The organism is Bradyrhizobium sp. SZCCHNS3002, from assembly GCF_032377435.1.
In the GTDB taxonomy this organism is placed as follows: Bacteria; Pseudomonadota; Alphaproteobacteria; order Rhizobiales; family Xanthobacteraceae; genus Bradyrhizobium.
This window is the reverse complement of sequence record NZ_JAUHHY010000015.1, coordinates 103,643-127,622: the sequence shown is the minus strand read 5'-3', so window position 1 is coordinate 127,622 and position 23,980 is coordinate 103,643. Positions and strand designations below refer to the sequence as shown.

21 protein-coding genes are annotated in these 23,980 nt (G+C 66.1%); 13 read left to right on the top strand and 8 right to left on the bottom strand.

Going from position 1 to position 23,980, the window contains the following annotated elements; translation table 11 throughout:
- Positions 1–94: 94 nt before the first annotated feature.
- The 4 genes from QW845_RS27390 (at position 95) to QW845_RS27375 (ending at position 4,502) form a co-directional block, all read left to right on the top strand.
- Positions 95–1,057 (top strand): TAXI family TRAP transporter solute-binding subunit, encoded by a 963-nt coding sequence (locus QW845_RS27390; protein ID WP_315804630.1) that lies wholly within the window; start codon positions 95–97, stop codon positions 1,055–1,057.
- A gap of 156 nt (positions 1,058–1,213) precedes the next feature.
- Positions 1,214–3,307 carry a TRAP transporter permease gene (locus tag QW845_RS27385; protein ID WP_315804686.1) on the top strand — a complete coding sequence of 698 codons (2,094 nt, stop codon included), beginning with the start codon at positions 1,214–1,216 and terminating at the stop codon, positions 3,305–3,307.
- Entirely contained in the window at positions 3,304–3,678 is a 375-nt protein-coding gene (locus tag QW845_RS27380) for a DUF1850 domain-containing protein (protein ID WP_315804629.1), read from the top strand. The genes QW845_RS27385 and QW845_RS27380 overlap by 4 nt, the downstream gene beginning before the upstream one ends.
- 23 nt (positions 3,679–3,701) lie before the next feature.
- Positions 3,702–4,502, top strand: coding sequence for an SDR family oxidoreductase (locus QW845_RS27375; RefSeq protein ID WP_315804628.1), 801 nt, complete (start codon positions 3,702–3,704; stop codon positions 4,500–4,502).
- A gap of 112 nt (positions 4,503–4,614) precedes the next feature.
- Here QW845_RS27375 and QW845_RS27370 read toward each other — a convergent pair whose 3' ends face one another.
- Positions 4,615–5,385, bottom strand: a complete 771-nt coding sequence (locus QW845_RS27370; protein WP_315804627.1) for a hypothetical protein — start codon at positions 5,383–5,385, stop codon at positions 4,615–4,617.
- 34 nt (positions 5,386–5,419) lie between these two features.
- On the opposite strand from QW845_RS27370, the gene QW845_RS27365 reads away from it, so the two are divergent.
- The 6 genes from QW845_RS27365 to QW845_RS27340 all read left to right on the top strand — a co-directional run bounded on the left by QW845_RS27365 (position 5,420) and on the right by QW845_RS27340 (position 11,504).
- A complete protein-coding gene (locus QW845_RS27365; RefSeq protein WP_315804626.1) occupies positions 5,420–5,590 on the top strand; it encodes a hypothetical protein in 171 nt (56 codons plus the stop codon).
- A 118-nt stretch (positions 5,591–5,708) separates the two neighbouring features.
- Complete coding sequence (locus QW845_RS27360; RefSeq protein WP_315804685.1) at positions 5,709–6,458, top strand: tetratricopeptide repeat protein; 750 nt, start codon at positions 5,709–5,711, stop codon at positions 6,456–6,458.
- Between the two features lie 98 nt (positions 6,459–6,556).
- Positions 6,557–7,939, top strand: coding sequence for a tetratricopeptide repeat protein (locus QW845_RS27355; protein ID WP_315804625.1), 1,383 nt, complete (start codon positions 6,557–6,559; stop codon positions 7,937–7,939).
- Between the two features lie 122 nt (positions 7,940–8,061).
- A complete protein-coding gene (locus tag QW845_RS27350) occupies positions 8,062–9,966 on the top strand; it encodes a propionyl-CoA synthetase (RefSeq protein ID WP_315804624.1) in 1,905 nt (634 codons plus the stop codon).
- 350 nt (positions 9,967–10,316) lie between these two features.
- On the top strand, positions 10,317–10,589 hold the full coding sequence (locus QW845_RS27345; protein ID WP_315804623.1) for a hypothetical protein: 273 nt from the start codon (positions 10,317–10,319) through the stop codon (positions 10,587–10,589).
- Between the two features lie 183 nt (positions 10,590–10,772).
- The gene (locus QW845_RS27340; protein ID WP_315804622.1) at positions 10,773–11,504 is read left to right on the top strand and encodes an OmpW family protein; all 732 of its coding nucleotides are present in this window, start codon (positions 10,773–10,775) and stop codon (positions 11,502–11,504) included.
- A gap of 299 nt (positions 11,505–11,803) precedes the next feature.
- On the opposite strand, the gene QW845_RS27335 is transcribed toward QW845_RS27340, so the two are convergent.
- On the bottom strand, positions 11,804–12,499 hold the full coding sequence (locus QW845_RS27335) for a DUF1013 domain-containing protein (RefSeq protein ID WP_315804621.1): 696 nt from the start codon (positions 12,497–12,499) through the stop codon (positions 11,804–11,806).
- A 268-nt stretch (positions 12,500–12,767) separates the two neighbouring features.
- On the opposite strand from QW845_RS27335, the gene ispH reads away from it, so the two are divergent.
- The 3 genes from ispH (at position 12,768) to rnhA (ending at position 15,319) form a co-directional block, all read left to right on the top strand.
- On the top strand, positions 12,768–13,736 hold the full coding sequence (gene ispH / locus QW845_RS27330; protein ID WP_315804620.1) for a 4-hydroxy-3-methylbut-2-enyl diphosphate reductase: 969 nt from the start codon (positions 12,768–12,770) through the stop codon (positions 13,734–13,736).
- Positions 13,737–13,883: 147 nt separating this feature from the next.
- On the top strand, positions 13,884–14,858 hold the full coding sequence (locus QW845_RS27325) for a homoserine kinase (protein ID WP_315804619.1): 975 nt from the start codon (positions 13,884–13,886) through the stop codon (positions 14,856–14,858).
- Positions 14,855–15,319 (top strand): ribonuclease HI, encoded by a 465-nt coding sequence (gene rnhA, locus QW845_RS27320; protein WP_315736125.1) that lies wholly within the window; start codon positions 14,855–14,857, stop codon positions 15,317–15,319. The genes QW845_RS27325 and rnhA overlap by 4 nt, the downstream gene beginning before the upstream one ends.
- Positions 15,320–15,366: 47 nt before the next feature.
- Here the strand turns inward: rnhA and QW845_RS27315 are convergent, their stop codons facing one another.
- From QW845_RS27315 to QW845_RS27290, 6 genes are all read right to left on the bottom strand, one after another.
- Complete coding sequence (locus QW845_RS27315; protein ID WP_315804618.1) at positions 15,367–16,710, bottom strand: FAD-dependent oxidoreductase; 1,344 nt, start codon at positions 16,708–16,710, stop codon at positions 15,367–15,369.
- Positions 16,711–16,904: 194 nt separating this feature from the next.
- Entirely contained in the window at positions 16,905–17,390 is a 486-nt protein-coding gene (locus QW845_RS27310) for a peroxiredoxin (protein ID WP_315804617.1), read from the bottom strand.
- 139 nt (positions 17,391–17,529) lie between these two features.
- Entirely contained in the window at positions 17,530–19,221 is a 1,692-nt protein-coding gene (locus QW845_RS27305; RefSeq protein ID WP_315804616.1) for a long-chain fatty acid--CoA ligase, read from the bottom strand.
- A 187-nt stretch (positions 19,222–19,408) separates the two neighbouring features.
- On the bottom strand, positions 19,409–20,827 hold the full coding sequence (locus QW845_RS27300) for a D-alanyl-D-alanine carboxypeptidase family protein (RefSeq protein WP_315804615.1): 1,419 nt from the start codon (positions 20,825–20,827) through the stop codon (positions 19,409–19,411).
- 173 nt (positions 20,828–21,000) lie between these two features.
- On the bottom strand, positions 21,001–22,791 hold the full coding sequence (locus QW845_RS27295) for a glucan ABC transporter ATP-binding protein/ permease (protein WP_315804614.1): 1,791 nt from the start codon (positions 22,789–22,791) through the stop codon (positions 21,001–21,003).
- Positions 22,792–22,877: 86 nt separating this feature from the next.
- Positions 22,878–23,933 carry an ABC transporter substrate-binding protein gene (locus QW845_RS27290; RefSeq protein WP_315804613.1) on the bottom strand — a complete coding sequence of 352 codons (1,056 nt, stop codon included), beginning with the start codon at positions 23,931–23,933 and terminating at the stop codon, positions 22,878–22,880.
- Between the last annotated feature and the right edge of the window lie 47 nt (positions 23,934–23,980).

The window sequence follows — 23,980 nt, the reverse complement described above, 5'->3', positions numbered from 1 at the left end:
GTGGGAGCGGGAGAGGCTGGTGCGCCAGTCTTTCGGATGGGTTGACCCCGCGCCCGCAGCCGTCCAATTTGCGGCAAAATCAATGGGAGGATCCATGCGTTTCTCGAAAATCTCTGGCACTGCAACCGGTTTCATTCTGGCGGCCGCCTGCATGCTCGCGGCGCCGGCGGCGCAGGCACAGAGCTTCATCAACGTGCTCACCGGCGGCACGTCGGGCGTCTACTATCCGCTCGGCGTCGCCATCGGGAAGATCTACGGCGACAAGATCCCCAATGTGAAAACCCAGGTGCAGGCGACCAAGGCCTCGGTCGAGAACCTGATCCTGCTGCAGCAGGGACGCGGCGAGCTCGCCTTCGCGCTCGGCGACTCCCTGAAGGCCGCCTGGAACGGCGAGGAGGAGGCCGGTTTCAAGACCAAGCTGGACAAGCTGCGCACCATCGGCGCGATCTATCCGAACTACATCCAGATCGTCGCGACGGCCGAATCCGGCATCAAGACGCTGGCGGACCTCAAGGGCAAGAGCCTGTCGGTCGGCGCGCCGAAGTCCGGCACCGAGCTCAACTCGCGCGCGATCCTCGCCGCTGCCGGCATGAGCTACAAGGATCTCGGCAAGGTGGAGTATCTGCCCTTCGCTGAATCCGTCGACCTGATGAAGAACCGGCAGCTCGGCGCCACCTTGCAGTCGGCTGGCCTCGGCGTCGCATCGTTGAAGGATCTGTCGACCTCGTCGCCGATCACCGTGGTGTCGGTGCCGAAGGAGGTCGTCGACAAGATCGGGCCCCCGTTCGTCGCGGCGACCATCCCGGCCAACACCTATACCGGCCAGGACAAGGACGTGCCGACCGCGGCCGTGATCAACTATCTCGTCACCAGCTCGGCGGTATCAGACGATCTCGCCTATCAGATGACCAAGCTGATCTTCGAGTCGCTGCCGGAGCTCGCCAATGCGCACGCCGCCGGCAAGGAGATCAAGCTGGAGACGGCGGCGCAGGACAGCCCGGTGCCGCTGCACCCGGGCGCGATCCGCTACTACAAGGAAAAGGGCATCCTGAAATAAGGACGCTGCTCGCCCGGCGTGCCTTGCAGGCCGGGTCATTCGCAACCGGCTGCGCGGGAAACCTTCCGCGCAGTCTTGTCGTTCAGGTGATTGCGGCCATGGTCAGCAGCGCCTGATGGGCGCGTTGGGGGGATCATGACGATCGAAGCCGTGAACATGGAAACGCCGGTCAAGGTCGAGTTCGACAATTTCGAGCACGGCTTTCCGGAGGGCTTCGGTCCCGGCCGCTGGGGCTATCTGGCCTACGGCATCGGTCTCGCGTTCGCCCTGTTCCAGCTTTATGTCGCCGCCTTCAACTATCTGCCGAGCCAGGTCGTGCGCGGCGTCCATGTCGGCTTCCTGCTGCTGCTCACCTTCGGCCTGATCGGCAACTTCACCGCCAGGACCGATGCGGGGCGCATCGCCGGCTGGACCATCGGCGCCATCGGCTTCCTCTGCGGCCTCTATCAGTGGATCTTCTACGCCGACCTGATCGCGCGTGACGGCGATCCGACCCGCGTCGATCTCGTGGTCGGAACCCTGCTGGCGGTCCTGATCTTCGAGGGCACGCGCCGGCTGATGGGACTCGCGCTGCCGCTGATGTGCGGCGCCTGCCTGTTGTACTGGTTCTTCGGCCAGTATCTGCCGGCGCCGCTCAACCATCGCGGCTATGATTTCGATCAGATCGTGACGCATTTGTCGTTTGGCACCGAGGGCTTCTACGGCGTGCCGATCTACGTCTCGGCGACCTACATCTTCCTGTTCATCCTGTTCGGCTCGTTCCTCGAGCATGCCGGCATGATCCAGCTGTTCACCGACGTCTCGCTCGGCCTGTTCGGTCGCACCCGCGGCGGTCCGGCCAAGGTCGCGGTATTCGCCTCGGGCATGATGGGCACGATCTCGGGCTCGGGCGTCGCCAATGTCGTCACCGTCGGCCAGTTCACGATTCCGCTGATGATCCGGTTCGGCTACCGCCGCGCCTTTGCGGCCGGCGTCGAAGCCACCGCGTCGATGGGCGGCCAGATCATGCCGCCCGTGATGGGCGCGGTCGCCTTCATCATGGCCGAGACGCTGGGCGTCGATTACTCGGTGGTGGTCAAGGCCGCCGTGATCCCGGCGATCCTGTATTTCGCCTCGGCGTTCTGGATGGTGCACCTGGAGGCCGGCAAGCACGGCCTGACCGGCATGAAGACGTCGGAGATCCCGAGCGCCTGGAAGGCGCTGGTGGCGCGCTGGTATCTCGTGCTGCCGCTCGCCGCGCTGGTCTACATGCTGTTCGAGGGCTTCACGCCGCTGTATGCGGGCTCGATGGGACTTGCGCTGACGGTGGCGCTGATCCTGGGCACCTCGATCACCATGGGCTTCTCCAACCAGGTGCTGCGCTACGTATTCTGGATCGGGCTCGCGCTCGTCGTCGGCGCGCTGTCGCGCAATGGCCTGCAGATCATTCCCGTCGCCTCCGTCGTCGTCGCGCTCATCGTCATCACCGGCTTCGTGCGCGGCGGCATGGGCACCTTGCACGCCTGCCGCGATTCTCTGGCGGAAAGTGCGAAGTCGGCGCTGACCGTCGGCATGGCCTGCGCCATCGTCGGCGTCATCATCGGCATGATGACCCAGACCGGCGTCGGCTCGATCTTCGGCAGCTGGGTGATCGGCCTCGGCAAGACCAGCCTGTTCGCGGCGCTGATCATGACCATGCTGCTGTCGATCCTGCTCGGCACCGGCATTCCGACCATCCCGACCTACATCATCACCGCGGCGCTCGCAGCCCCCGCGCTCGCCAAGCTGGGCGTGCCGCTGATCGCGAGCCACATGTTCGCATTCTACTACGGCATCATGGCCGATCTTTCACCACCGGTCGCGCTGGCCGCGCTGGCCGCCGCCCCGATCGCCAAGGAGAATCCCGACAAGATCGGGTGGGAGGCGATGCGGATCGCGCTCGCCGGCTATGTCATTCCGTTTCTGTTCGTCTACTCGCCCGCGCTGATGCTGCAGCCAGGTGACCCGATGGAGGCGCAACTCGGCTTCATCGGCGCGGTGACGTATGCTTCCGTCAAGGCGCTGATCTCGATCGGCTTGTTCGGCATGGTGGCGATCGGCTTCCTGTACGTGCGCATGACCCTGGTCGAGCGCCTGCTGGCGTTTGTCGCGTCGGTCTGCCTGCTTGGCGAATTTCCCTACAGCGACATGCTGGGATTTGCACTGGCGGTGGTGATCGTGGCGTGGCAGTGGCGGCAGCGGCCGCCGGCTGCCGTGGCGGCCTCCGCTTGAGCCTCTGCCTCGCGTCATCGGGTGTGGTGAAGGCGCTGGCCCTCGCCGGCTTCACCTTGGCCTGGACCCACTCGGTCGAGAAGACCGCGTGGCAGGAGGACTGGCGCGTCACGCCTGACGGTCTCGAACTGGTGCAGGCCCGCGTCAAGGGCTCCGGCGCCGGCATGGAGCCGCCGCCGGAGGCACGGCTGGTCGATGGCTGGTTCCAATGGCAGGCCCAGCGGGGTCCGCTGTCGCGGATCGTGCTCGCCAATTCCGGCGCGGCCGGCGAGTGGCGCATCTGCGCGGACGGGCAATGCCGGACGCTGTCGGACATCTTCGGCCATGACATCGGCGCCGCGACGATCACGATGAGCGCCTGTACCGAATAACGAACAAACGACGGGAGAACGCGATGGATCGTCTCAGGGGCAAGGTGGCGCTGGTGGTCGGTGCGGGCTCGATCGGGCCGGGCTGGGGCAACGGCAAGGCCACGGCCGTGACCTTTGCGCGGCAGGGCGCCAAGGTGTTCTGCGTCGACCGCAACAAGGACGCCGCCGCGGAGACGGCCTCGATCATTTCAGGCGAAGGCGGGCAGGCCGAGGCGTTCACCGCCGATGTCTCGAAGGCCGTCGAGGTCGAGGCGATGGTGAAGGCTTGCGTTGCCGCCTATGGCCGCATCGACGTGCTCGACAACAATGTCGGCATTGCCGAGATGGGCAGCGTGGTCGATGTCGATGAAGCGGAATGGGACCGCGTGTTCGCGGTCAACCTGAAGAGCGCCTATCTCGCCATGAAGCACGTCATTCCAGTGATGATCGGGCAGGGCGGCGGCTCCATCATCAACATCTCCTCAGTGGCCTCGATCCGCCAGGTCGGCATTTCCTATGTCAGCTATGGCGCCAGCAAGGCGGCGATGAACCAGATGACACGCACGACCGCGGTCGAGTTCGCGCCGAAGCACGTCCGCGTCAATGCGATCCTGCCCGGGCTGATGAAGACGCCGATGGTCGAGCACTCCGCGGGGCTGGCCGCGAGCTACGCCAAGGGCGATGTCGAGGAGATGTGGAAGAAGCGGGATGCGCAGGTGCCGATGGGACATATGGGCGACGCCTTCGACGTCGCCAATGCCGCCTTGTTCCTCGCCTCCGACGAGTCGCGCTATGTCACCGGCACCATGCTTGTGGTCGATGGCGGGCTGACCTGCAGGAGCTAACTCTCTCTGCGTCATTGCGAGCGAAGCGAAGCAATCCAGGGCCGAGCAAGGACTCTGGATTGCTTCGTCGCCTGCGGCTCCTCGCAATGACGAGGTGCGATACACTGCGCGATTATTGCGCCATTGCCAGCATGCTGCCGCCGATCGCGTGCCACGCCGACGTCACGCTGATCGGCCAGTTCAGCAGCTTCACGGCGATCAGCGCGAGTCCGCCATAGATGTAGACCGGGTGGACGCGTCCGAACGTGCGGCGGTCGTGGATGATCGCGACGACGAGCAGCAGGTAGGCGACGAAGGCCGGCGGGATCGTCACGAACACCGGCGGCGGGCCGAGCGGACCGGGGGGCGCCAGGAATGTCAGGAACCAGCGCGCCACGGCGGCGTCCAGCAGCGAGATGCCGGCGAGCAGCATCAGCCGCTTGTGGGTTTCCGGCCGGCGCAGATGGACTACCGCGAGCGTAAAGACCACGGCAAAGAAGGCGATGCCGCTGAGCGGCACGATGGCAAAGGCGATGCCCTCGTTGGCCTGCCCCATCGCCGCGGAACGCTTCATCGCCTCGATAGCAACGAGGAAGCCAAAGATCGTCATCGCCGTGGCGAGCGATACGCCGAAGATGCCGAGCGAGCGGTGCCACGCCGTGCGTCCGGATGCGGCAAGCCAGCTCTGCAGCGCGAAATACAAGGTCCAGGTGAAGAACAGGAAGCCATGGAAATGAATCACGGGCGCGCCGGAGAATGAGCCGCGGGCCAGTGGCAGCCAGTAGGTCGGCGCGAAGCCGATGATCGCAATGGCCATGCAGGCCAGAGCCATGTTGAAATAGAAATAGCGCGCAGGGGACGCAACGACGCCGCGTGCGCGCGAATTGTCGGTCAGAATAGTCATGCGGTTGTGTCTGCGGGAACCGCAACAGGTTCAAATGACGATCGAGGACGTCGCCGGGGCGCGCATCCACAACATCTTGAAGGGAATGCGCGGCACGATCACGCGCATTTCAGCCGGGGGCCGCGATCAGCTCGCGAGCCCCATTCGCAAGGGTTGCCTTCTGCAGGAAAGGACTGTCGCACCGCTGCTGCCGCTGTATAGTTGAAGTCGCCGCAGAGGCGGTTACGCCCCGCGCGCCGTGCCGGATCGCCCACCACCTGAGAGAGCCATCTGCCTTGACCTCATCCGCCTCCTCATGGGTTGCAGCCGGTCGCCGGGATGGGCTGCTGCGCCTTGCCGCGCTGGTCACGCTCGGATGGCTGGCTTCGACCCAGGCCCATGCGGTCGGCGCGGCCGAGCCTGGCAAGGAGCCGGCGGTGGATGCCGGTGCCTGCATGGCGGCCTCGGAGGCGCGCGATGGCGACAAGGTGCTCACCGAATGCGGCGCCGTGATCGACAATCCCAAGGCCGCGAGGGCCGATCGCATCAACGCACTGATCGCGCGCGCCTCGATCTTCATCACCAGGGGTGAGATCGATCGCGCCATCGCCGATTACGGCGTCACCTTGCAGCTCAACCCGACGCTCGCCAGCATCTTCAATGCACGCGGCGAACTGCATCGCAAGAAGGGCGACCGTCCGAAGGCGCTGGCCGATTTCGCCGCGGCGCTGCGGCTCAATCCGGATCACGCCAGCGCCCGCAGCAACTATCACGCGCTCGCAGTGGAGCTCGAGCGCATGGGCGCGCAGATGGCCGTCGCGGGCCGGCCGAGCTTCAATTGCGCCGCGGCGCGGCGCGCCGTGGAAAAGGCGATCTGCGCCGATCCGGAGCTCGCCAATCTCGATCGCGAGATCGACGGCGCGCAGGCCCGCGTCGTTCGCGAGGCGGCCGGCCCCGCCGCGGCACGCGCCCTGCAGCGCGAGCAGGACGCGTTCATCGCGCGGCGCAACGCCGGCTTTGGCAGACCCGGCTACGATCTCAAGAAGGCGATGCAGGACCGCCTGCGGCGGCTGAACGGCGTCGACGGCTATTGATCATCGGCGTGGCCGCTTGAACCGGGTTCCGGCCGGAGACGACAACGGGGGAGATCAGCGTCTCAACCCGCAACAGTCGAAATTCCGAGCCCACGCCGATGCACGCTTTCATCCATTCGATTTCATCCCGCTCATCCTACCTCGCGCTGCGTCTTGCGGCCGGCCTCGTCCTTGGCCTCGGGGCCCAGCCTGCATTCGCTGCGGACCCCGAATGCGCTTTGGGCGGCAAGGCGCCACCGTCCGAACTCATTGCCGCCTGCTCGACCGCAATCGAGCAGGCATCGAGTTCGCCCAAGGATCAATCCATCGCCCTGGTCGCCCGCGCCGACGCCCGCGCCCGCACCTCGGGCGGCATGACCCAGGCCCTGAAGGACCTCGACCGTGCCATCGCGCTCGACGGCAAGAATGCGCGCGCCTACCGGCTGCGTGGCGACCTGATGCGCGAGGCCGGTGGCGATGCCGGCAAGGCGGCGGCCGATCTGAGCATGGCGATCTCGCTCGATCCGAATGACGCCGAGGCCTATGAGTTGCGTGGCGTTGTCTATACCGAGCAGCGCCGTCTTGATCGCGCTCTGGCCGACTATGACCAGGCGATCCGCCTGAAGCGCGACTTCGCGCAGGCCTATGCCGACCGCGGCGTCGCCTTCTACCTGCGCGGCGACAATGAGAAGGCGGTGCGCGACTATGACGAGGCGATCCGGCTCGACCCCGAACGTCCCCGCACTTTCACCAACCGTGCCGCCGCCTACAAGAAGCTCGGCCAGATGGACAAGGCGCTGGCCGATGACGACGAGGCGATCCGGCGCGATCCGAAGGTGTCGGAATATTACGACAATCGCGGCCTCACCTACGCCGCCATGAAGGAGTACGACAAGGCGATCGCCGATTATGACCAGGCGATCCGGATGGAGCAGCGGGCGAATTTCCTCACCAATCGCGGCGATTCCCATCAGTTCAAGAACGAGCTCGGCGCGGCCCTCGGCGACTACGACGCTGCGCTGCGGATCGATCCGACTTTCGCGCTCGCCTACAACAACCGTGCGGTGCTGTACAAGAAGATGGGCGAACGCGCCAAGGCGCTGGCGGATTACGAGGCGGCGCTGCGGCTGGATCCCGGCAACGACAATGCCATCGCCGGCCGGCGCGTCATGCTGGCCGAGATCAAGACGTTCGGCGCCGAGCCGCCGCGCCCGTTGAATGCGCCTTCGGAGCGCAGCGGGCCGTCGTTCGAATGCACCACCGCCGTGCGCGAGGTCGAGAAGGTCATCTGTGCCGACCCGCAGCTGTCGGTGCTGGACCTCGGCATCGCCGAGAGCTACGCTCGCCGGCTCAAATCGTCCCGTGGTCGCCTTGCGGCCGAACTGCGCAGCGCACAGCGTGACTTCATCGCCGAACGGAATGCCCGGTTCGGCAAGCCCGGCTACGACCTTCGTCTAGCCCTGCAGCGACGTTTGGACATGCTGCGCGACGCAGGGCATTGATCCGCCCGGGAAAGTGACCGGACTCCAGGTTGCGCCTGATCTGGATCAATTCATGACGGCTTGAACTGTCGCTTTGTCCCGTGACAATACTCGGGAATAAACACAGATCTTGGGGAAACGTCATGAGCGCTGCGAGCCGCTATCACGAGGTCCATGCACGGTCGCTGCAGGACCCGGAAGGGTTCTGGGCCGAGGCCGCCCGCGCGATCGACTGGATCGAGCCGGCCAAGACCATCTTCGATCCCGCGATGGGCGCCTATGGCCGCTGGTTTGCCGGGGCCGTCGTCAACACCTGCTACAATGCGCTCGACCGTCACGTCGCCGCCGGCCGCGGCGATCAGCTGGCGCTGATCCACGATTCGCCGCTCACCGGCTCGGTCACGAAGCTCACTTATGCCGAGATGCTGAAGGAGGTGCAGACGCTCGCCGCGATCATGCAGGATTTCGGCGTGGCCAAGGGCGACCGCGTCATCCTCTATATGCCGATGGTGCCGGAGGCCATGGTGGCGATGCTCGCCTGCGCGCGCATCGGCGCGGTGCATTCGGTGGTGTTCGGCGGCTTCGCCGCCAAGGAGCTCGCCACCCGCATCGACGACGCCACGCCGAAGCTCGTGCTGTCGGCGAGCTGCGGCATCGAGCCCGGCCGCATCGTGCAGTACAAGCCGCTGCTCGACCAGGCGATCGAGCTCGCCGACAACAGGCCCAAGGCCTGCATCGTCCTGCAGCGTCCCGAGCATGTCTGCGAGCTCAAGCCCGGCCGCGACTACGACTGGGCGGCGCTGCGCAAATCCGCGCTCGCCAATGGCAAGCTGGCACCATGCGTGCCGGTGCTGGCGACCGATCCGCTCTACATCCTCTACACGTCCGGCACGACCGGCAAGCCGAAGGGCGTGGTGCGGGACAATGGCGGGCACCTCGTCGCGCTGAAATGGTCGATGGAGAATCTCTACGGCATCAAGCCGGGTGAGGTCTGGTGGTGCGCCTCCGACATCGGCTGGGTGGTCGGCCACAGCTACATCATCTACGGCCCGCTGATCCATGGCGCGACCTCGGTGATGTATGAGGGCAAGCCGGTCGGAACGCCCGATGCCGGCGCGTTCTGGCGCGTCATCAGCGATCACAAGACGGTCGCTCTGTTCACCGCGCCCACGGCATTCCGCGCCATCCGCAAGGAGGATCCGGAAGGCACTTTCCTGCGCAAATATGATCTATCGCATTTCCGCACCCTGTTCCTGGCCGGCGAGCGCGCCGATCCGCCGACGGTGGAATGGGCCGAGCAGCAATTGAAGGTGCCGGTGATCGACCACTGGTGGCAGACCGAGACCGGCTGGTGCATCGCCGGCAATCCGGTGGGCATCGGGCTATTGCCGGTCAAGCACGGCTCGCCGACGGTTCCTATGCCGGGCTACCAGGTCGACATCGTCGACGAAGCCGCCAAGCCCGTGCCCGCCAACACGATGGGCTCGATCGTGATCAAGCTGCCGATGCCGCCGGGCTGCCTGCCGACCTTGTGGCAGCAGGAGGAGCGCTTCAAGGAATCCTATCTCAGCGAATTCCCCGGCTACTACAAGACCTCCGATGCCGGCTACAAGGACGAGGACGGCTATATCTTCGTGATGGGCCGCACCGACGACATCATCAATGTCGCCGGCCACAGGCTGTCGACCGGCGGCATGGAAGAGATATTGGCGTCGCATCCCGACGTCGCGGAATGCGCCGTGCTCGGCATCAAGGATGCGATCAAGGGCGAGGTGCCCTGCGGCTTCATCGTGCTCAAGGCCGGCGTCTCGCGCAGCCCGTCGCAGATCGAAAAGGAGATCGTGGCGCTGGTGCGCGACAAGCTCGGACCGGTCGCCGCGTTCAAGCTCGCCATCACCGTCGGCCGGCTGCCGAAGACGCGCTCCGGCAAGATCCTGCGCGGCACGATCAAGAAGATCGCCGACGGCGAGCAATGGAGCATGCCGGCCACGATCGAGGATCCCAAGGTGCTCGAGGAAATCGGCGAGGCACTGAAGAGCCGGGTGTAGCGTCACGCTGCTCAGGTCACCGGGCGGCGCGGGTCACTCTCAAGCCTCTCCATGAACACGCAAACAGCGTGTTCATGGTCCCGTATGCAGCGGCCGCTCCGTCGCTTGCCCCTCATGGTGAGGAGCGCCGACAGGCGCGTCTCGAACCATGAGGCTGCAGTGGGGGCCTCGCCTTCGAGACGCCCGCCTCTGGCGGGCTCCTCAGGGTGACGAGCACAAGTTGCACTCGAACACGGCTCTGCCCTGGAGCATCATGAGGCGTCGACATCCGCGCCCTCGGGCTTGACCCGGGCGCCCATTGTCGTCAAGCAACGGGCCGGACCGCCCAATTGACGAGAATGGAACGTTCGATGCGACAGACCTCCGCCCGCCTGGCCCTGGTGCTGATGGCCGTGCTTTCGCTCTCGGCCTGCGCCTCGCGCAACCAGGGTCCTGCGGTGGCGCTCGGCAATGACGATGATGATGCGGTCTGTCAGGCCGGCGGCAAGGTCGCGCCGGGCTCCGCCGAATATGTCGCCTGCCGCAAGGATCGCGACGTGCAGCGGCAGCGCGCCGAGGCGCGTGCCGACCGCCGGCAGCGCGATCTCGGCGAATACATGATGAACCATCCCGACCGGCCCTGAGCGCCAGTGCAAGCGCCTCTCATGGCCCGTGACTTCGATGCAACAGTTGCGTGACATCGGCGCTGCAACAATGCCGATTGATTGAGATCAAATCCAAGCCCATGGCGTCCCTGCCACACCTGTGACCGCAAGGCGCGGCCGTGCCCGCGCAAACGTTGCTCAAGGGTGGTTATGGGGACCTCGATGAACAGAATCTTGAAACTCTCGTCATCGCTGCTGGTGCTGGCGGCGATCTGCGGAGCCATGGGCTCGGCGCAAGCAGCCGACCTGCAGGCGGCGCCGGTCTATACCAAGGCGCCGGTGGTCGAGGCGTGGAATCCGTGGATGCTCCGTGTCCGCGCGCTGGGTGTGCTGCCGGATGCTGGCGGCTCCACCGTGAACGTGACCGGCGTGCCGGCCCTGTCGTCGCCGAACTCCGGCCTGTCGATCTCCAACTCGGTCGTGCCCGAGCTCGACATCAGCTACTTCTTCACCAGGAACATCGCGGCCGAGCTGATTCTCGGCGTCACCCGGCATTCCATCGGCGGCACCGGCTCGCTCGACGGCCTCAACATGGGCAAGGCCTGGCTGCTGCCGCCGACGCTGACCCTGCAATATCACTTCACCGATTTCGGCGCGTTCAAGCCGTATGTCGGCGCGGGCGTGAACTACACGGTCTTCTTCAACCAGAGCGCCGCGAACCAGGTCTGGAACGGCCTTGCCGTCACCAACCTGCACATCTCCAACCAGTGGGGCGCCGCGGTCCAGTTCGGCTTCGATTACATGCTCGACAGGCACTGGGGCCTGAACGTCGACGTCAAGAAGCTGTGGCTGCAGCCGAACTACTCGGCGACCGTCAACGGCGCAATTCCGGTCACCGGCCGCGCCAACATCGATCCGTGGCTGGTCGGCGTCGGCGTCACCTACAAGTTCTGATTTGTCGCGTTCCTCCCAAGACTGCATGGCGCCGGCATCCCCGGCGCCATTTTTTTGGGGGAGAATTGCTGCTGGCTAGTTTTGAGTTTGGCTGGAGCTCGCGCCTCCCCCACCGCTGTCGTCCCGGCCTTGAGCCGGGACCCATACGCCGCGGCGGGAATGAAGGACGAGGCGCTGAGCCACGACCGGCTTGGGCCGTTCCGCAAGCCTGTGGTTATGGGTCCCCGCGTTCGCGGGGACGACACCGATGATTGTGGCAGGCGCTGTTGATGGCCGATAGAGATGGACGCCCGCGCGTCCTACTCTTCGTCCTCGTCCTGCTTCTTGCCGCCGATGGTCTTGAGCTTGGCGAACACGGCGTCGACGTTGAGATCGTCCTCGTCGCGGCCCGCCGGCTCGTACTCATCCTTGCGGGTGGTCTCGGAGGCCGGCAGCAGGGTGGCGCCGCTGTAATTGGCGTCGAGCGGCTTTTCCTTGGCGGCGCGCTGGACCTCGAAGTCGAGCTCGATCTGCGAGCACAGGCCGAGCGTCACCGGATCCATCGGCGTCAGCGTCTGCGCGTTCCAATGGGTGCGGTCGCGCACGCTGGCGATCGTGGTCTTGGTGGTGCCGACCAGGCGCATGATCTGGGCGTCCTTGAGCTCGGGATGGTTCCGCACCAGCCAGAGGATGGCGCTCGGGCGCTCGTGGCGGCGCGACACCGGGGTGTAGCGGGGGCCCTTGCGCTTGGGCTGCGGCGGCAGCACCACCTTGCTCTCCTGCAACCGCAGGCGGTAGTTCGGGTCGCGCTCGGCCTTCTCGATCTCCTCGCGGGTGAGCTGCCCGGTCGAGATCGGATCCATGCCCTTGATGCCCTGGGCGGCGTCCCCGTCGGCGATGGCGCGCACCTCGAGCGGGTGCATCTTGGTAAAATCGGCGACCTGGTCGAAGGTCAACGCAGTATTGTCGACCAGCCACACGGCAGTTGCCTTCGGCATCAGCGGGGCGTTGCTCATGGCAAATCTCCTTTGTGCTCCGCCCCGGCCCTGGGAGGCGAAACCTGTGGTCATCGGCGATGACGGGAATTGGCCCTATATAAGCCGTCCCGGGGGCGGGGCGCAATGGCCTGGAGAAAACGGCCTTGACAGCGCTCGAAAGCAGTCCCAAGTCCTACCCAAACGAGTGTCAGACCCAAGCTCTTCGCGTATCGACCGCCCCCGCTTGCCGGCCCGGGGGTCCGTGGTCGCCGAAACCAGCCCGCACAGATCAGCTCAGACCAGCCCCATGGCAGCCAAACCAGACCTCAAAATCGTGCTTTGCTCGCCGCGCGGCTTCTGCGCCGGCGTGGTGCGCGCCATCGACACCGTGGAACGGGCGCTCGCGATCTATGGCGCCCCGGTCTATGTCCGCCACGAGATCGTACACAACAAATACGTCGTCGACAGCCTGAAGACCAAGGGCGCCATCTTCGTCGAGGAGCTGGCGGAGATTCCCGACAGTACCAACGCACCGGTGGTCTTTTCGGCGCATGGCGTGCCGAAGTCGGTTCCCGCCGAGGCCCAGGCGCGGAACTTCTTCTCCCTGGACGCGACCTGCCCGCTGGTGACCAAGGTCCACCGTGAGGCCGCGATCCATTTCAAGCGCGGCCGCGAGATCCTGCTGATCGGCCACTCGCACCATCCGGAGGTGGTCGGCACGGTCGGCCAGCTTCCGGCCGGCGCCGTGACGCTGATCGAGACCGCCGAGGACGCGGCGACCTTCACCCCGAAGGACCCGGACAACCTCGCCTTTGTCACCCAGACCACGCTGTCGATCGACGACACCAAGGACATCGTCGCGATCCTCAAGGGCCGGTTCCCGAACATCTCGGGCCCGCACAAGGAGGACATCTGCTACGCCACCACCAACCGCCAGCTGGCGGTCAAGAAGGTGGCCCCGGTGGTCGACGCGCTGATCGTGGTCGGTGCGCCGAACTCGTCGAACTCGCAGCGCCTGCGCGAGGTCGCCGAGCGCGAGGGCTGCCCGATTGCGGTGCTGGCGCAGCGTGCCTCGGACATCGACTGGGCGCGCTTCGAGGGCATCAAGAGCCTGGGCATCACCGCCGGTGCCTCGGCGCCGGAGGTGATCGTCGAGGAGATCATGGGTGCCTTTGCCGAGCGCTACGTGCTGCATGTCGAGACGGTGTCGGCGGCCGAGGAGAACGAGTTCTTCCCGCTGCCGCGCTCGCTGCGTCCGGAAGCGGCCGCCGAGTAAGCCGGCCGCTTGTTTTCCGCCCTCGGCGGCCTCTCGGCCTTGAACCCGGCGCCCGCATGCGCGATGAAGGGCGCAACGGGCCTGTCCGGTGATGAAGTTCGCATCGGAGAGGCGGGGGCAGGCGAACTTCGACAACTGGGATAGCGCATGGCGGTCTATACCGACGTCGCCGCCGACGAGCTTGCGGACTTCCTCAAGACCTACGACATCGGCGAATTGCTGTCCTACAAGGGCATCGCCGAAGGGGTCGAAAACTCCAACTTCCTGCTCCACACCACCAAGGGCTCCTACATCCTCACGCTGTACGAGAAGCGCGTGGCGGTGGACGACCTGCCGTATTTTCTGGGACTGATGGCGCATCTGGCCGAGCGCGGCGTGAGCTGTCCGCAGCCGGCGCGCAATCGGGACGGCGCGGTGTATTCGAGCCTGTCCGGCCGGCCCGCGGCGATCATCAACTTCCTGGAAGGCATGTGGCCGCGCAAGCCGAACGTCACCCACTGCGCCGGGGTCGGTGCGGCGCTGGCGCAGATGCACCTCGCCGGACGCGACTTTCCGCTGGTGCGCAAGAACCCGCTCTCGGTGTCCGGCTGGCGCTCGCTGTTCGCCCAGGCGGGCGACCGCGCCGACACGGTGCAGGCCGGCCTCTCCGCGCTGCTGTCGACCGAGCTCGATCATCTCTCGCGCGCATGGCCGACGGATCTGCCGGAGGGCGTCATCCATGCCGACCTGTTTCCGGACAACGTGTTTTTCCTCGGCGACAAGCTCTCGGGGCTGATCGACTTCCCGTTCTCCTGCAACGACATTCTGGCGTATGACGTCGCGATCTGTCTCAACGCCTGGTGCTTCGAGTCCGATCATTCGCTGAACGTCACCAAGGCGCGCGCCTTCTTCAACGCCTATGGCCGCGTCCGGCCGCTGTCGGAGGCGGAGCTGGAGGCGCTGCCGCTGCTGGCACGAGGCGCGGCGATCCGCTTCCTGCTGACGCGGCTGGTGGACTGGCTCAACGTGCCGCCGGGCGCGCTGGTCAAGCCGAAGGACCCGCTGGAATATGTCCGCAAGCTGCGCTTCCACCAGGCGGTGACCAGCGTGCGCGACTACGGCATCGGTGGAGCAGTGGCGTGAGCGAGCATCCGGTCGTCAGCATCTACACCGACGGCGCCTGCTCGGGGAATCCCGGGCCCGGCGGCTGGGGTGCGATCCTGCGCTTCGGCGACAAGGAGAAGGAGCTCAAGGGCGGCGAGCCGCACACCACCAACAACCGCATGGAGTTGATGGCCGCCATCTCGGCGCTGGAAGCGCTGAAGAAGTCGTGCCAGGTCGAGCTCTACACCGACAGCCAATATGTCCGGCAGGGCATCACCGGCTGGATCCATGGCTGGAAACGCAACGGCTGGAAGACCGCCGACAAGAAGCCGGTCAAGAACGCCGAGCTGTGGCAGCGGCTCGACGCCGCGCTGAAGCCGCACAAGGTCAACTGGCACTGGGTCAAGGGCCATGCGGGGCACGCCGAGAACGAGCGTGCCGACCAGCTCGCGCGCGATGGGGTGGCGATGGCGCGGATGCAGAAGAACGTGCGAGGCTGACCCGATCGCCACGGTCGATCGTCATCGATCGTGGCGTCGCCTTCTCGTCACGTCCCTCCGAGTGGGCTGCGCTCGATGGCGAAATCGTCAAGCAAGGGGGAGCTGCGGCCTCCGATCAGCGTCGCGACGAGCTCCGAGGCGAGGTAGCTGAACGTGATTCCATTGCCGCCATATCCGTAGGCGCCGTATACGTTCTTGTAGCCCGGGACGACGCCGATCAGAGGCAGCCCGTCATCGGTCGTGTCGAATGTTCCGGACCATTGATAGTCGGTATCGAGAATAGCGTGCGGCCATAGGGCCGAGAGTTCTGCAGCCAGGCGCCGCGACTTCTCCGGGATGGCATGGTCACGAGCGTCCGGCTCGATGAGCTCGTCGTCGTCCTCGCCTCCGAAGATGATCCGCCCGTCCGGTGTGGTGCGGGCATAGTGATAGTCGTCGCTGGCCTCCCAGATCAGAACCTCGTCCTTCCAGAGATTCTGCGGCTGGGGCACGGTGGCAATGGCCCAGCTCGACGTCACGCGATGGATCGTCGGCTTGACGATTCGGGGGATCGCGTAGCCGGTTGCCAGCACGACGTGACGAGCCTCGATCTCGTGACCGTCGTCGAGGCCGACGGTCACCCTTGCTTTCCCGCAGTCGAAGAAGACGGCATTGCCTTGAACAAGGTGTGCGCCTCGCGACAGCGCCAGGGACAGCAGGCCGCCTGCCAACTGCACCGGGTCAGCGTCGGCGGCACCGGGGGACAGGATCGCGCCCGCTCGGGCGAAGCCGAAATTGTCGAGGAGAGTGCGGTGATCAAGGAAGATGCCGGGCAGCCCGGCTCGGGTGCGTTGCGCGAGCTCGTCACGCAAAACCCTCGAGTCGTCATCGCGCGCAAGATAGAGCGACTGGCGGGCCCGCAATTCACCGGGCAGCGTCCGCTCCGAGATCTGGCGCTTCAATTCCGTCACCGCGCGCAGGCTGGCCTGATAGCATCGCGCGGCGCGGTCGAAGCCGATCAGCGACCCAAGCTGCCCGAGTGGTCGATCGATTTCCCACAGCAGCATGGCGGTGCTGGCGGCCGTGCTGCCGCGGCAGGGCTGCTCGCGATCAATCAGGACGACGTCGTGCCCTTCGCGGGTGAGCCGTTCAGCCATCATCGCGCCGGTAATTCCGGCGCCGACGATCAGGACGTCGCAGCGAAAACTCGCGACACCGGCCGCCGTCGAAAACGACGGTACATCCGGCCAGGGCGGCCTGACGCTCCGGACGTCGTCCTGCTGCATTTGTTGCGGCTGATCGTTGAAGATGTCGACCTCCCGGCGAACTGAGGAACCGGCCTCTCTAACGCCGTCATGCAACTTCGGTTCGGCGTAAAATGTCTTCGCGAGGTCACTTCCGAGGCGGTCCATTGCGCGGCCTTTCCCCGGTCGACGGCCGAGCGTGGAGGGCCGGGCTGGGACGTCGACAGCGCGCAAAAAGCAAGGGCCGGGAGAGATTCCCCCGGCCCTTCGCCGCATATCCTGGACTTATCCGTTGGAGTCGGCCGCTCCTAGCGCCTTGACGGTCGAAGCCGGATCGAGCCGTCCAGCGCGCCTGATCGCCGTCACAGCTGCCCGAGCAGCGTGTCGCCGCCGGAGACCTCGACCTTGCCCGGGGCGGCTTCGAGGTTCAGCTTGGTGACCGTGCCGTCCTCGACCAGCATCGAGTAGCGCTTCGAGCGGATGCCGAGGCCGGCGCCGGACGCGTCGAGCTCCATGCCGATCGCCTTGGTGAACTCGGCATTGCCGTCGGCCAGGAACACGGCCTCGTCGCGCTGGTCGGTGTCGCGCTTCCAGGCGTTCATGACGAAGGCGTCGTTGACCGAGACGATCGCGATGGTGTCGACGCCCTTGTCCTTCATCGCATAGGCGTTGAGGAAGATGCTGGGCAGATGCATCTTGTGGCAGGTGCCGGTGTAGGCGCCGGGCACCGCGAACAGCGCGACCTTCTTGCCCTTGAAGATGTCGTCGGTGGTTTTGACCTGCGGGCCTTCGCCGGTCATGACGCGGAATTGGGCCTGCGGCAGCTTATCGCCAACCTTTATGGTCATTCGAGTTACTCCTTCCCCTGGATGTGTCTTGGATCTGTCTTGCGCGGTGCGCGCTACACTATTCGGCAGGCCGGAAACGGCAACGGCCCGCCGCGATCACGACTCCGTCATCGCACAACGCTGCCGCCCCGCCAACGGATCAGGCCGCCGCTGCCGGCTTCTTCTTCTCGTCGCGCAGCTCCCGGCGCAGGATCTTGCCGACATTGGTCTTCGGCAGCTCGGTCCTGAACTCGATCTGCTTCGGCACCTTGTAGTTCGTGAGCTGCTCGTGGCAGTGCTTGATGATGTCCTCGGAGGTGAGGTTGGGGTCCTTCTTCACCACGAACGCCTTGACGACCTCGCCGGTCTTCTCGTCCGGCAACCCGATCACGGCGGTCTCCAGCACGCCCGGATGGGTCGCGATGACCTCCTCGACCTCGTTCGGATAGACGTTGAAGCCGGAGACCAGGATCATGTCCTTCTTGCGGTCCACGATCTTGACCGAGCCGTCCGTGGCCATGACGCCGACGTCTCCGGTGCGGAAGAAGCCGTCCGCCGTCATCACCTTGGCGGTCTCGTCGGGACGATTCCAGTAGCCGGCCATCACCTGCGGGCCCTTGGCGCAGATCTCGCCGGCCTGGCCGAGCGGCACTTCGTTGCCGTCATCGTCGCGGATCGACAGCCAGGTCGACGGCAACGGCAGGCCGATGGTGCCGGTGAACTCGGTCGAGGTCGGCACGTTGCAGGTCAGCACCGGCGCGGTCTCCGACAGGCCGTAGCCCTCGGCGATGCTGCAGCCCGTCACCTGCTTCCACTGCTCGGCGACCGGGCGCTGCACGGCCATGCCGCCGCCGTTGGAGACCTTGAGCTTGGAGAAGTCGATCTTCTTGAAGTCAGGATGATGCAGCAGGCCGTTGTAGAGCGTGTTGACGGCCGGGAAGGTGTTGACCTGATACTTCATCAGCTCCTTGATGAAGCCGGGAATGTCGCGGGGATTGGGAATCAGCAGATTGGCGCCGCCGGCGCGCACTGCGAGCAGGAAGCAGCAGGTCAGCGCGAAGATGTGGTAGAGCGGCAGCGCGCAGACGATCAGCAGCTGATCGACATGCGGCGGCCGGTCCATGACCGGCTGCAGCCAGGCGTCGTTCTGCAGCACGTTGGCGACGACGTTGCGGTGGAGCAAGGTGGCGCCCTTGGAGACGCCGGTGGTGCCGCCGGTATATTGCAGGAAGGCGACGTCGTCGGGGCCGATGGTGGGCTTCTGGAAGCGCTTGCCTCGGCCGGCGGCGAGCGCATCGTTGAACGGCACGGCGCCCGGCAGCGAGAACGCCGGCACCATCTTCTTCAGGCGGCGGACGACGAGGTTGACGATCACGCCCTTGAAGCCGAGCAGGTCGCCCATGCTGGCGACGACGATGTGTTTGACCTGGGTGTGTCCCATCACCTGCTGCACGGTGTGGGCGAAATTCTCCAGCACGATGATCGCCTCGGCGCCGGAATCCTTGAGCTGGTGCTCGAGCTCGCGCGGCGTGTAGAGCGGGTTGACGTTGACGACGGCGTAGCCCGCGCGCAGCACCGCGGAGATCGCGATCGGATATTGCAGCACGTTCGGCATCATCAGCGCGACGCGTGCACCCTTCTCCAGACCCAGGCCCTGCAGATAGGCGCCCATCGCGACCGACATCTCGTCGAGCTCGCGATAGCTGATCGCCTTGTCCATGCAGATGAAGGCGCGGCGATCGGCGAATTTCTTGAAGCTCTCCTCCAGCAGGTCGACGAGCGACGGGTATTTGCCCGGATCGATATCGGCGGGAACGCCGGCCGGATAGTGCTTGAGCCAGATGCGCTCCATGACCCTTCCTCTCTGATCGTCTCTTGTTCGTATATCGGCAGCCGCCTCTCTGGGGCCGGCGGCGCCAATATCGAATTTCCGGCCGTTCAAGGCAAGCGGCCGGCGCGTCGATGAAAGGGGAGGTACAGGCAGTCCGGGCCGAGGGCCCGCGCCAGTTGCTGGCTGCGTCCGTATGCGCCGCGCGGGATCAGCCGTCCTTCGGCGCGGGCTTGCCGTCCGTCTTCGGCTTGGCGGCGGCCTTGGGCTTGGCGGGCTTGGGCGCGTCGGAGCCGGCTTTTTCCGCCGGTTTTCCGCCGGCTTCGTGCTTGGCGGCGACGTGGCGTGCCGCGCCCGGCTTGGCGTTCGACGGCTTGGCATCCGACGGCTTGGCCGCGGCCTTCGCATCCGCATCGGTCTTGGCGGCGGTCCGGGTCGCCGGCTTGGCATCCTTGCGGGCGGCGGCATGCGCCTTCTTGCCGCGGTGCCTGGCCGGGGTCTGCGCGTCGGCATCGGCGGCGACAGCTGCGATCAGCGCCGCGCCGGTGCGCGTCGGGCCGGTGTAGACCACGACCGGCTCGGACGGAGCGGGGGCCGCCGCCAGCAGTTCGGACGGCTTCATGGACGGCGCCTGCAGGCCGGCGAGCAGGGTGCCGCCGGTCGCTTCGCCGTCCGCACCGGCAACGGTGTCCTCGTCCTCGTCGCTGGCCGGCCGGTGGCGGCGGCCGTTGCACATGTCGTCGCGCAGGTTGGGCGGCGTCGCGTCGACCGGGGCCAACTGATCGACCGTGCCGAGCGGCGACTTCAGCCAGCTCAGCTGGTTGCCGTTGAAGCCGCGGTCCAGCATCTGGATCGCGCGCACGGCGCGCATCTGTCCCGAGGAGGCGCCGAGCACCACCGCGATCAGGCGCTTGCCGTTGCGGGTCGCCGACGCCACCAGATTGTAGCCCGAGGCGCAGATGAAACCGGTCTTGAAACCGTCGGCGCCGGGATAGCGCCCGATCAGCTTGTTGAAGTTCTGCACCACGCGGCGGCCGTAGCGGATCGACGGGATGTGGACGAAGTATTCGTACTCGGGAAGATCACGGATGATGGCGCGCGCCAGGATCGCGAGATCACGCGCTGAGGTGATCTGGCCGTCGGCAGGCAGTCCGTTCGGATTGACGTAGCTGGTCTGCGTCATGCCGAGCTTGCGGGCGGTGTCGTTCATCATCGCCGAGAAGCCGTCGATGGAGCCGCCGACGCCCTCGGCGAGCACCACCGCCATGTCATTGGCGGACTTCACCAGCATCATCTTGAGCGCGTTGTCGACGGTGAGCTGCGTGCCCGGCCGGTAGCCCATCTTCGACGGCGACTGCGAAGCCGCGGTCGGCGAGACCGTGAACAGCGTGTCGAGCGTAATCCTGCCCTCCTTGACCGCCTTCAAGGTGACATAGGCGGTCATCAGCTTGGTGACTGATGCTGGGTACCAGGGATAGGTCGCGTTCTGCGCTTCCAGCACCTTGCCGGTGTCGGCTTCGACGAGCAGCAGCGCCTCGGCATGGGCCCAGCGCGGCGCGAGCACGAGAGCGGCAGCGAGAACGATGATCTTGATCGGGGAATAGCGGAACAACAGGCGAAGCGTCTGCACTGGTCAGATCCGGTCCTTTGAGACCCGCCTCGCGCGGCGAGGTGGGCAAACGGGCTTTCGGGTTTCAAGCGTGTCCGGTGCCGCTTCGGTTGCGGCAGGTCGCGAACCTATACCGGCTCGACGCTGGCGAACAGAGCCCAGCCATTCAATTCCACGATGAAAGCGTCCCGCGATCAGGCCTTGACGGTGGTGCCGTCGCTGTCCGGCGCGACAAGCGACGCGCGTGCGTTCTCCTGCACCATGAACTGGGCCTTCGCGAGTTCCGCGAAATGGCCGCCCTTGGCAACGAGTTCATCGAACGTTCCGCTTTCGATCACGCGCCCGTTCTCGAACACCAGGATTCTCGTTGCATTGCGAATCGTCGAGAGCCGGTGTGCGATCACGAAGGTCGTGCGTCCCTTCATCACCTCGTCGAGCGCCGCGTTGAGCTTGGCCTCGGTGACGGCATCGAGCGCGGAGGTCGCCTCGTCGAGAATCAGGATCGGAGGATCCTTCAGGAGGGCACGCGCGATCGAGAGCCGCTGGCGCTCGCCACCGGACAGCATGCGGCCGCGCTCGCCGGCGTTGGTATCGAAGCCCTGGTCGGCACGATCGATGAAGTCGAGCGCCTGGGCGCGCGCGGCGGCGGTGCGCAGCTCCTCGTCGGTCGCGTCCGGCTTGCCGACCAAAAGGTTCTCGCGGATCGAGCGATTGAACAGCAGCGCCTCCTGGAACACGACGCCGATGTTCCTGCGCAGTGCCGCGAGCTTCAATCCGCGGACGTCCATGCCGTCGATCCTGATGAAGCCGGATTGCGGATCGAAGGCGCGATGCAAGAGTGCAATCGCGGTCGACTTGCCGGCGCCGGTCGGTCCGACCAGCGCGATGGTCTGGCCGGGCAGCGCGGTGAAGGTGAGGTCCTCCACCGCCGGACGCTTGCCGTCATAGGAGAACGAGACGTCGTTGAATTCGACCAGGCCCGAGAGCCGGCCGACCTCGATCGCGTCGGGGCGGTCGCGCACGGCCGGCACCGCATCGAGCACGGTGAAGAACTCGGCCAGCCGCGGCGCCTCCATGAACACGTTGTTGATGAAGGACACGACCTGCTCGAGCTTCTGGATCAGCATGGTCGCGAACGACACGAACATCACGATCTCGCCCACGGACGTCAGCCCGGCCTGATGCAGGGCGATGCCCAGCGTGAAGATCGCGAGCACGGTGATGGTGGTCGAGGCACGCGTGATGACCGTCACCAGCGCCCACCAGCCGAGCACCGGCATCTGCACCGACAGCAATTGTCCGGCCACGGTGCGCAGGCCCTGCACCTCGGCATCGATGCGCACGAAGCTCTGCACCAGCGCGACGTTGCCGAGCGCGTCGGAGGCACGCGCCGACAGGTCGCTGTAATGCTCCTCGACCTCGCTCTGCATGCCGTAGGTCTTGCGCACGACCAGGGTCGTCAGCACGGTGAACACGACGCACAGCACGAACAAGAGGATCGCGAGCCGCCAGTTCAGATAGAGCGACAGCGGCAGCAGCACCAGCACCGACATGATCGCGGCGAAGTGCTCGCGGAAGAACGACAGCCACAGCTTCCACAGCGCGTCGGTGCCGTTGATCATCACCTTCATCAGCCGGCCGGAATGGGTGCCGGAATGGAACGTCAGCGGTAGCTGCAAGATGTGCTCGAAATAGCTCGTCAGCACCGCATGGCGCTGCCGGTGCGCCAGCCGGTCGGCCTGCAGCGCGACCCAGGCGCTGGCCAGTATCGTGAACAGCCCGAATCCGGCCCAGGCCGCGAGCAGCGGCCAGGCGGTGCTGGTCGAGGCGTTGCCCGAGAGCGAGTCGACAATGCGTCCGAACAGCACCGGCTCGGCGAACTGCGCCACCGCCAGCGCCAGGTTGGCGATCGCGAGAAACCAGCCGAGCCGCGCCTCCTTTCCGAGCAGATGGAGCACGCGGGCATAGATGCGGAGCAGGGACATGGGCGGGGCGCTTCGTGTCGGCAGTTGGAATCAGCGCTGGGCGCGCGGCGCCATGTTAGCAAGGGAACGGCCGCCGCGGCGAGCGCTCAGTTGACCAGCCGGCTGTCGGCGGGCGGCAGGAAGCTGTCGTCGAAGATGTCGGCGGGTTGCGGACGCTTGTGGTGGAATTTGCCGTCCTCGGCGAGTTGGTCGAGGGCCCGCTCGAACCGGGCGGGATCGATGCCGCCGATGCCATCGCGTCGGACGTCCGGCGTCAGCACGTTGTCGACGAGCACGCTCTGCAGCCGCTGCAGCTCGAGCTCGCGGGAGCCGTCATCCATCCGGCCCACCACGTCGGCGATCGCGCCGGCAGGGTCCTTGATGGCAAGCTGGAGGCCCGACGTCAGCGCGCGCAGGAAGCCCTTCACGGCAGCCGGCTGCTTGGCCGCAAAGCCGGGATTGACGATCACCGCATGGCCATAGGCCTCGCAGCCATAATCAGCGAAGCGCAGCACCGCGAGATCGGCGGCGGGCACGCCGCGGTCGCGCAGATTGATCGCCGAGAGATACGAGAAGCCGCTGACGGCATCGACCTGGCCGGCCGACAGGATCGGCTCGCGCACGGCCGCGCCGACGCGCGACAGCTTGATGGTCTCGGGCCTGAGATGGTTGTGCCTCACGACCGCCGGCCACAGCCGGATCGAGAGATCGCCCTCGGCGACGCCGAGTGTCTTGCCTTCGATGTCGCCGAGCCCGTTGATGCCGCGGCTCCTGCGCGCGATGATCGCATAAGGCGCCCTGTTGAACAGCACGAACACGGCCTTGACCGGCTGGCTGTTCGACGCGTCGCGATAGCGGATCAGCTCGTTGATGTCGGCGAGACCCATGTCGGCCTCGCCGGAGGCCACCCGCGCGATCGCATCGGGCGAGCCTTTGGCCGTCGTCATGGTGACCGTTACGCCCTCGGTGGCGAACAGCCCGCGGCTGGCGGCGAGGACCAGCGGCGCCATGCTGCCATCGAGCGGCCGATCCAGCGCGAACATGACGGCGACCGGACGTTTCGGCTCCTCCGCCGCAGCTTCCTGTCGCGACAGGCATGAGGGCACGACGACGACGGCGAGCAGCGCCAAGGCAAGCAGGGTGAGGGATCGTCGCCGCATCATGTCACGCCGGTATTCGCAGGCCGTACCGGTCTTGTCACGCCGGTATT

Excerpts from the sequence above, each read along its gene's own strand:
- QW845_RS27325 (WP_315804619.1), top strand. The coding sequence starts at position 13,884 with ATGGCGGTCTATACCGACGTCGCCGCCGACGAGCTTGCGGACTTCCTC.
- QW845_RS27350 (WP_315804624.1), top strand. The coding sequence starts at position 8,062 with ATGAGCGCTGCGAGCCGCTATCACGAGGTCCATGCACGGTCGCTGCAG.
- QW845_RS27315 (WP_315804618.1), bottom strand. The coding sequence starts at position 16,710 with ATGGACCGCCTCGGAAGTGACCTCGCGAAGACATTTTACGCCGAACCG.
- QW845_RS27340 (WP_315804622.1), top strand. The coding sequence starts at position 10,773 with ATGAACAGAATCTTGAAACTCTCGTCATCGCTGCTGGTGCTGGCGGCG.
- QW845_RS27365 (WP_315804626.1), top strand. The coding sequence starts at position 5,420 with ATGACGATCGAGGACGTCGCCGGGGCGCGCATCCACAACATCTTGAAG.
- QW845_RS27375 (WP_315804628.1), top strand. The coding sequence starts at position 3,702 with ATGGATCGTCTCAGGGGCAAGGTGGCGCTGGTGGTCGGTGCGGGCTCG.
- QW845_RS27335 (WP_315804621.1), bottom strand. The coding sequence starts at position 12,499 with ATGAGCAACGCCCCGCTGATGCCGAAGGCAACTGCCGTGTGGCTGGTC.
- QW845_RS27305 (WP_315804616.1), bottom strand. The coding sequence starts at position 19,221 with ATGGAGCGCATCTGGCTCAAGCACTATCCGGCCGGCGTTCCCGCCGAT.
- QW845_RS27370 (WP_315804627.1), bottom strand. The coding sequence starts at position 5,385 with ATGACTATTCTGACCGACAATTCGCGCGCACGCGGCGTCGTTGCGTCC.
- QW845_RS27355 (WP_315804625.1), top strand. The coding sequence starts at position 6,557 with ATGCACGCTTTCATCCATTCGATTTCATCCCGCTCATCCTACCTCGCG.
- QW845_RS27345 (WP_315804623.1), top strand. The coding sequence starts at position 10,317 with ATGCGACAGACCTCCGCCCGCCTGGCCCTGGTGCTGATGGCCGTGCTT.
- QW845_RS27385 (WP_315804686.1), top strand. The coding sequence starts at position 1,214 with ATGGAAACGCCGGTCAAGGTCGAGTTCGACAATTTCGAGCACGGCTTT.
- ispH (WP_315804620.1), top strand. The coding sequence starts at position 12,768 with ATGGCAGCCAAACCAGACCTCAAAATCGTGCTTTGCTCGCCGCGCGGC.
- QW845_RS27390 (WP_315804630.1), top strand. The coding sequence starts at position 95 with ATGCGTTTCTCGAAAATCTCTGGCACTGCAACCGGTTTCATTCTGGCG.
- QW845_RS27295 (WP_315804614.1), bottom strand. The coding sequence starts at position 22,791 with ATGTCCCTGCTCCGCATCTATGCCCGCGTGCTCCATCTGCTCGGAAAG.
- QW845_RS27290 (WP_315804613.1), bottom strand. The coding sequence starts at position 23,933 with ATGATGCGGCGACGATCCCTCACCCTGCTTGCCTTGGCGCTGCTCGCC.
- QW845_RS27310 (WP_315804617.1), bottom strand. The coding sequence starts at position 17,390 with ATGACCATAAAGGTTGGCGATAAGCTGCCGCAGGCCCAATTCCGCGTC.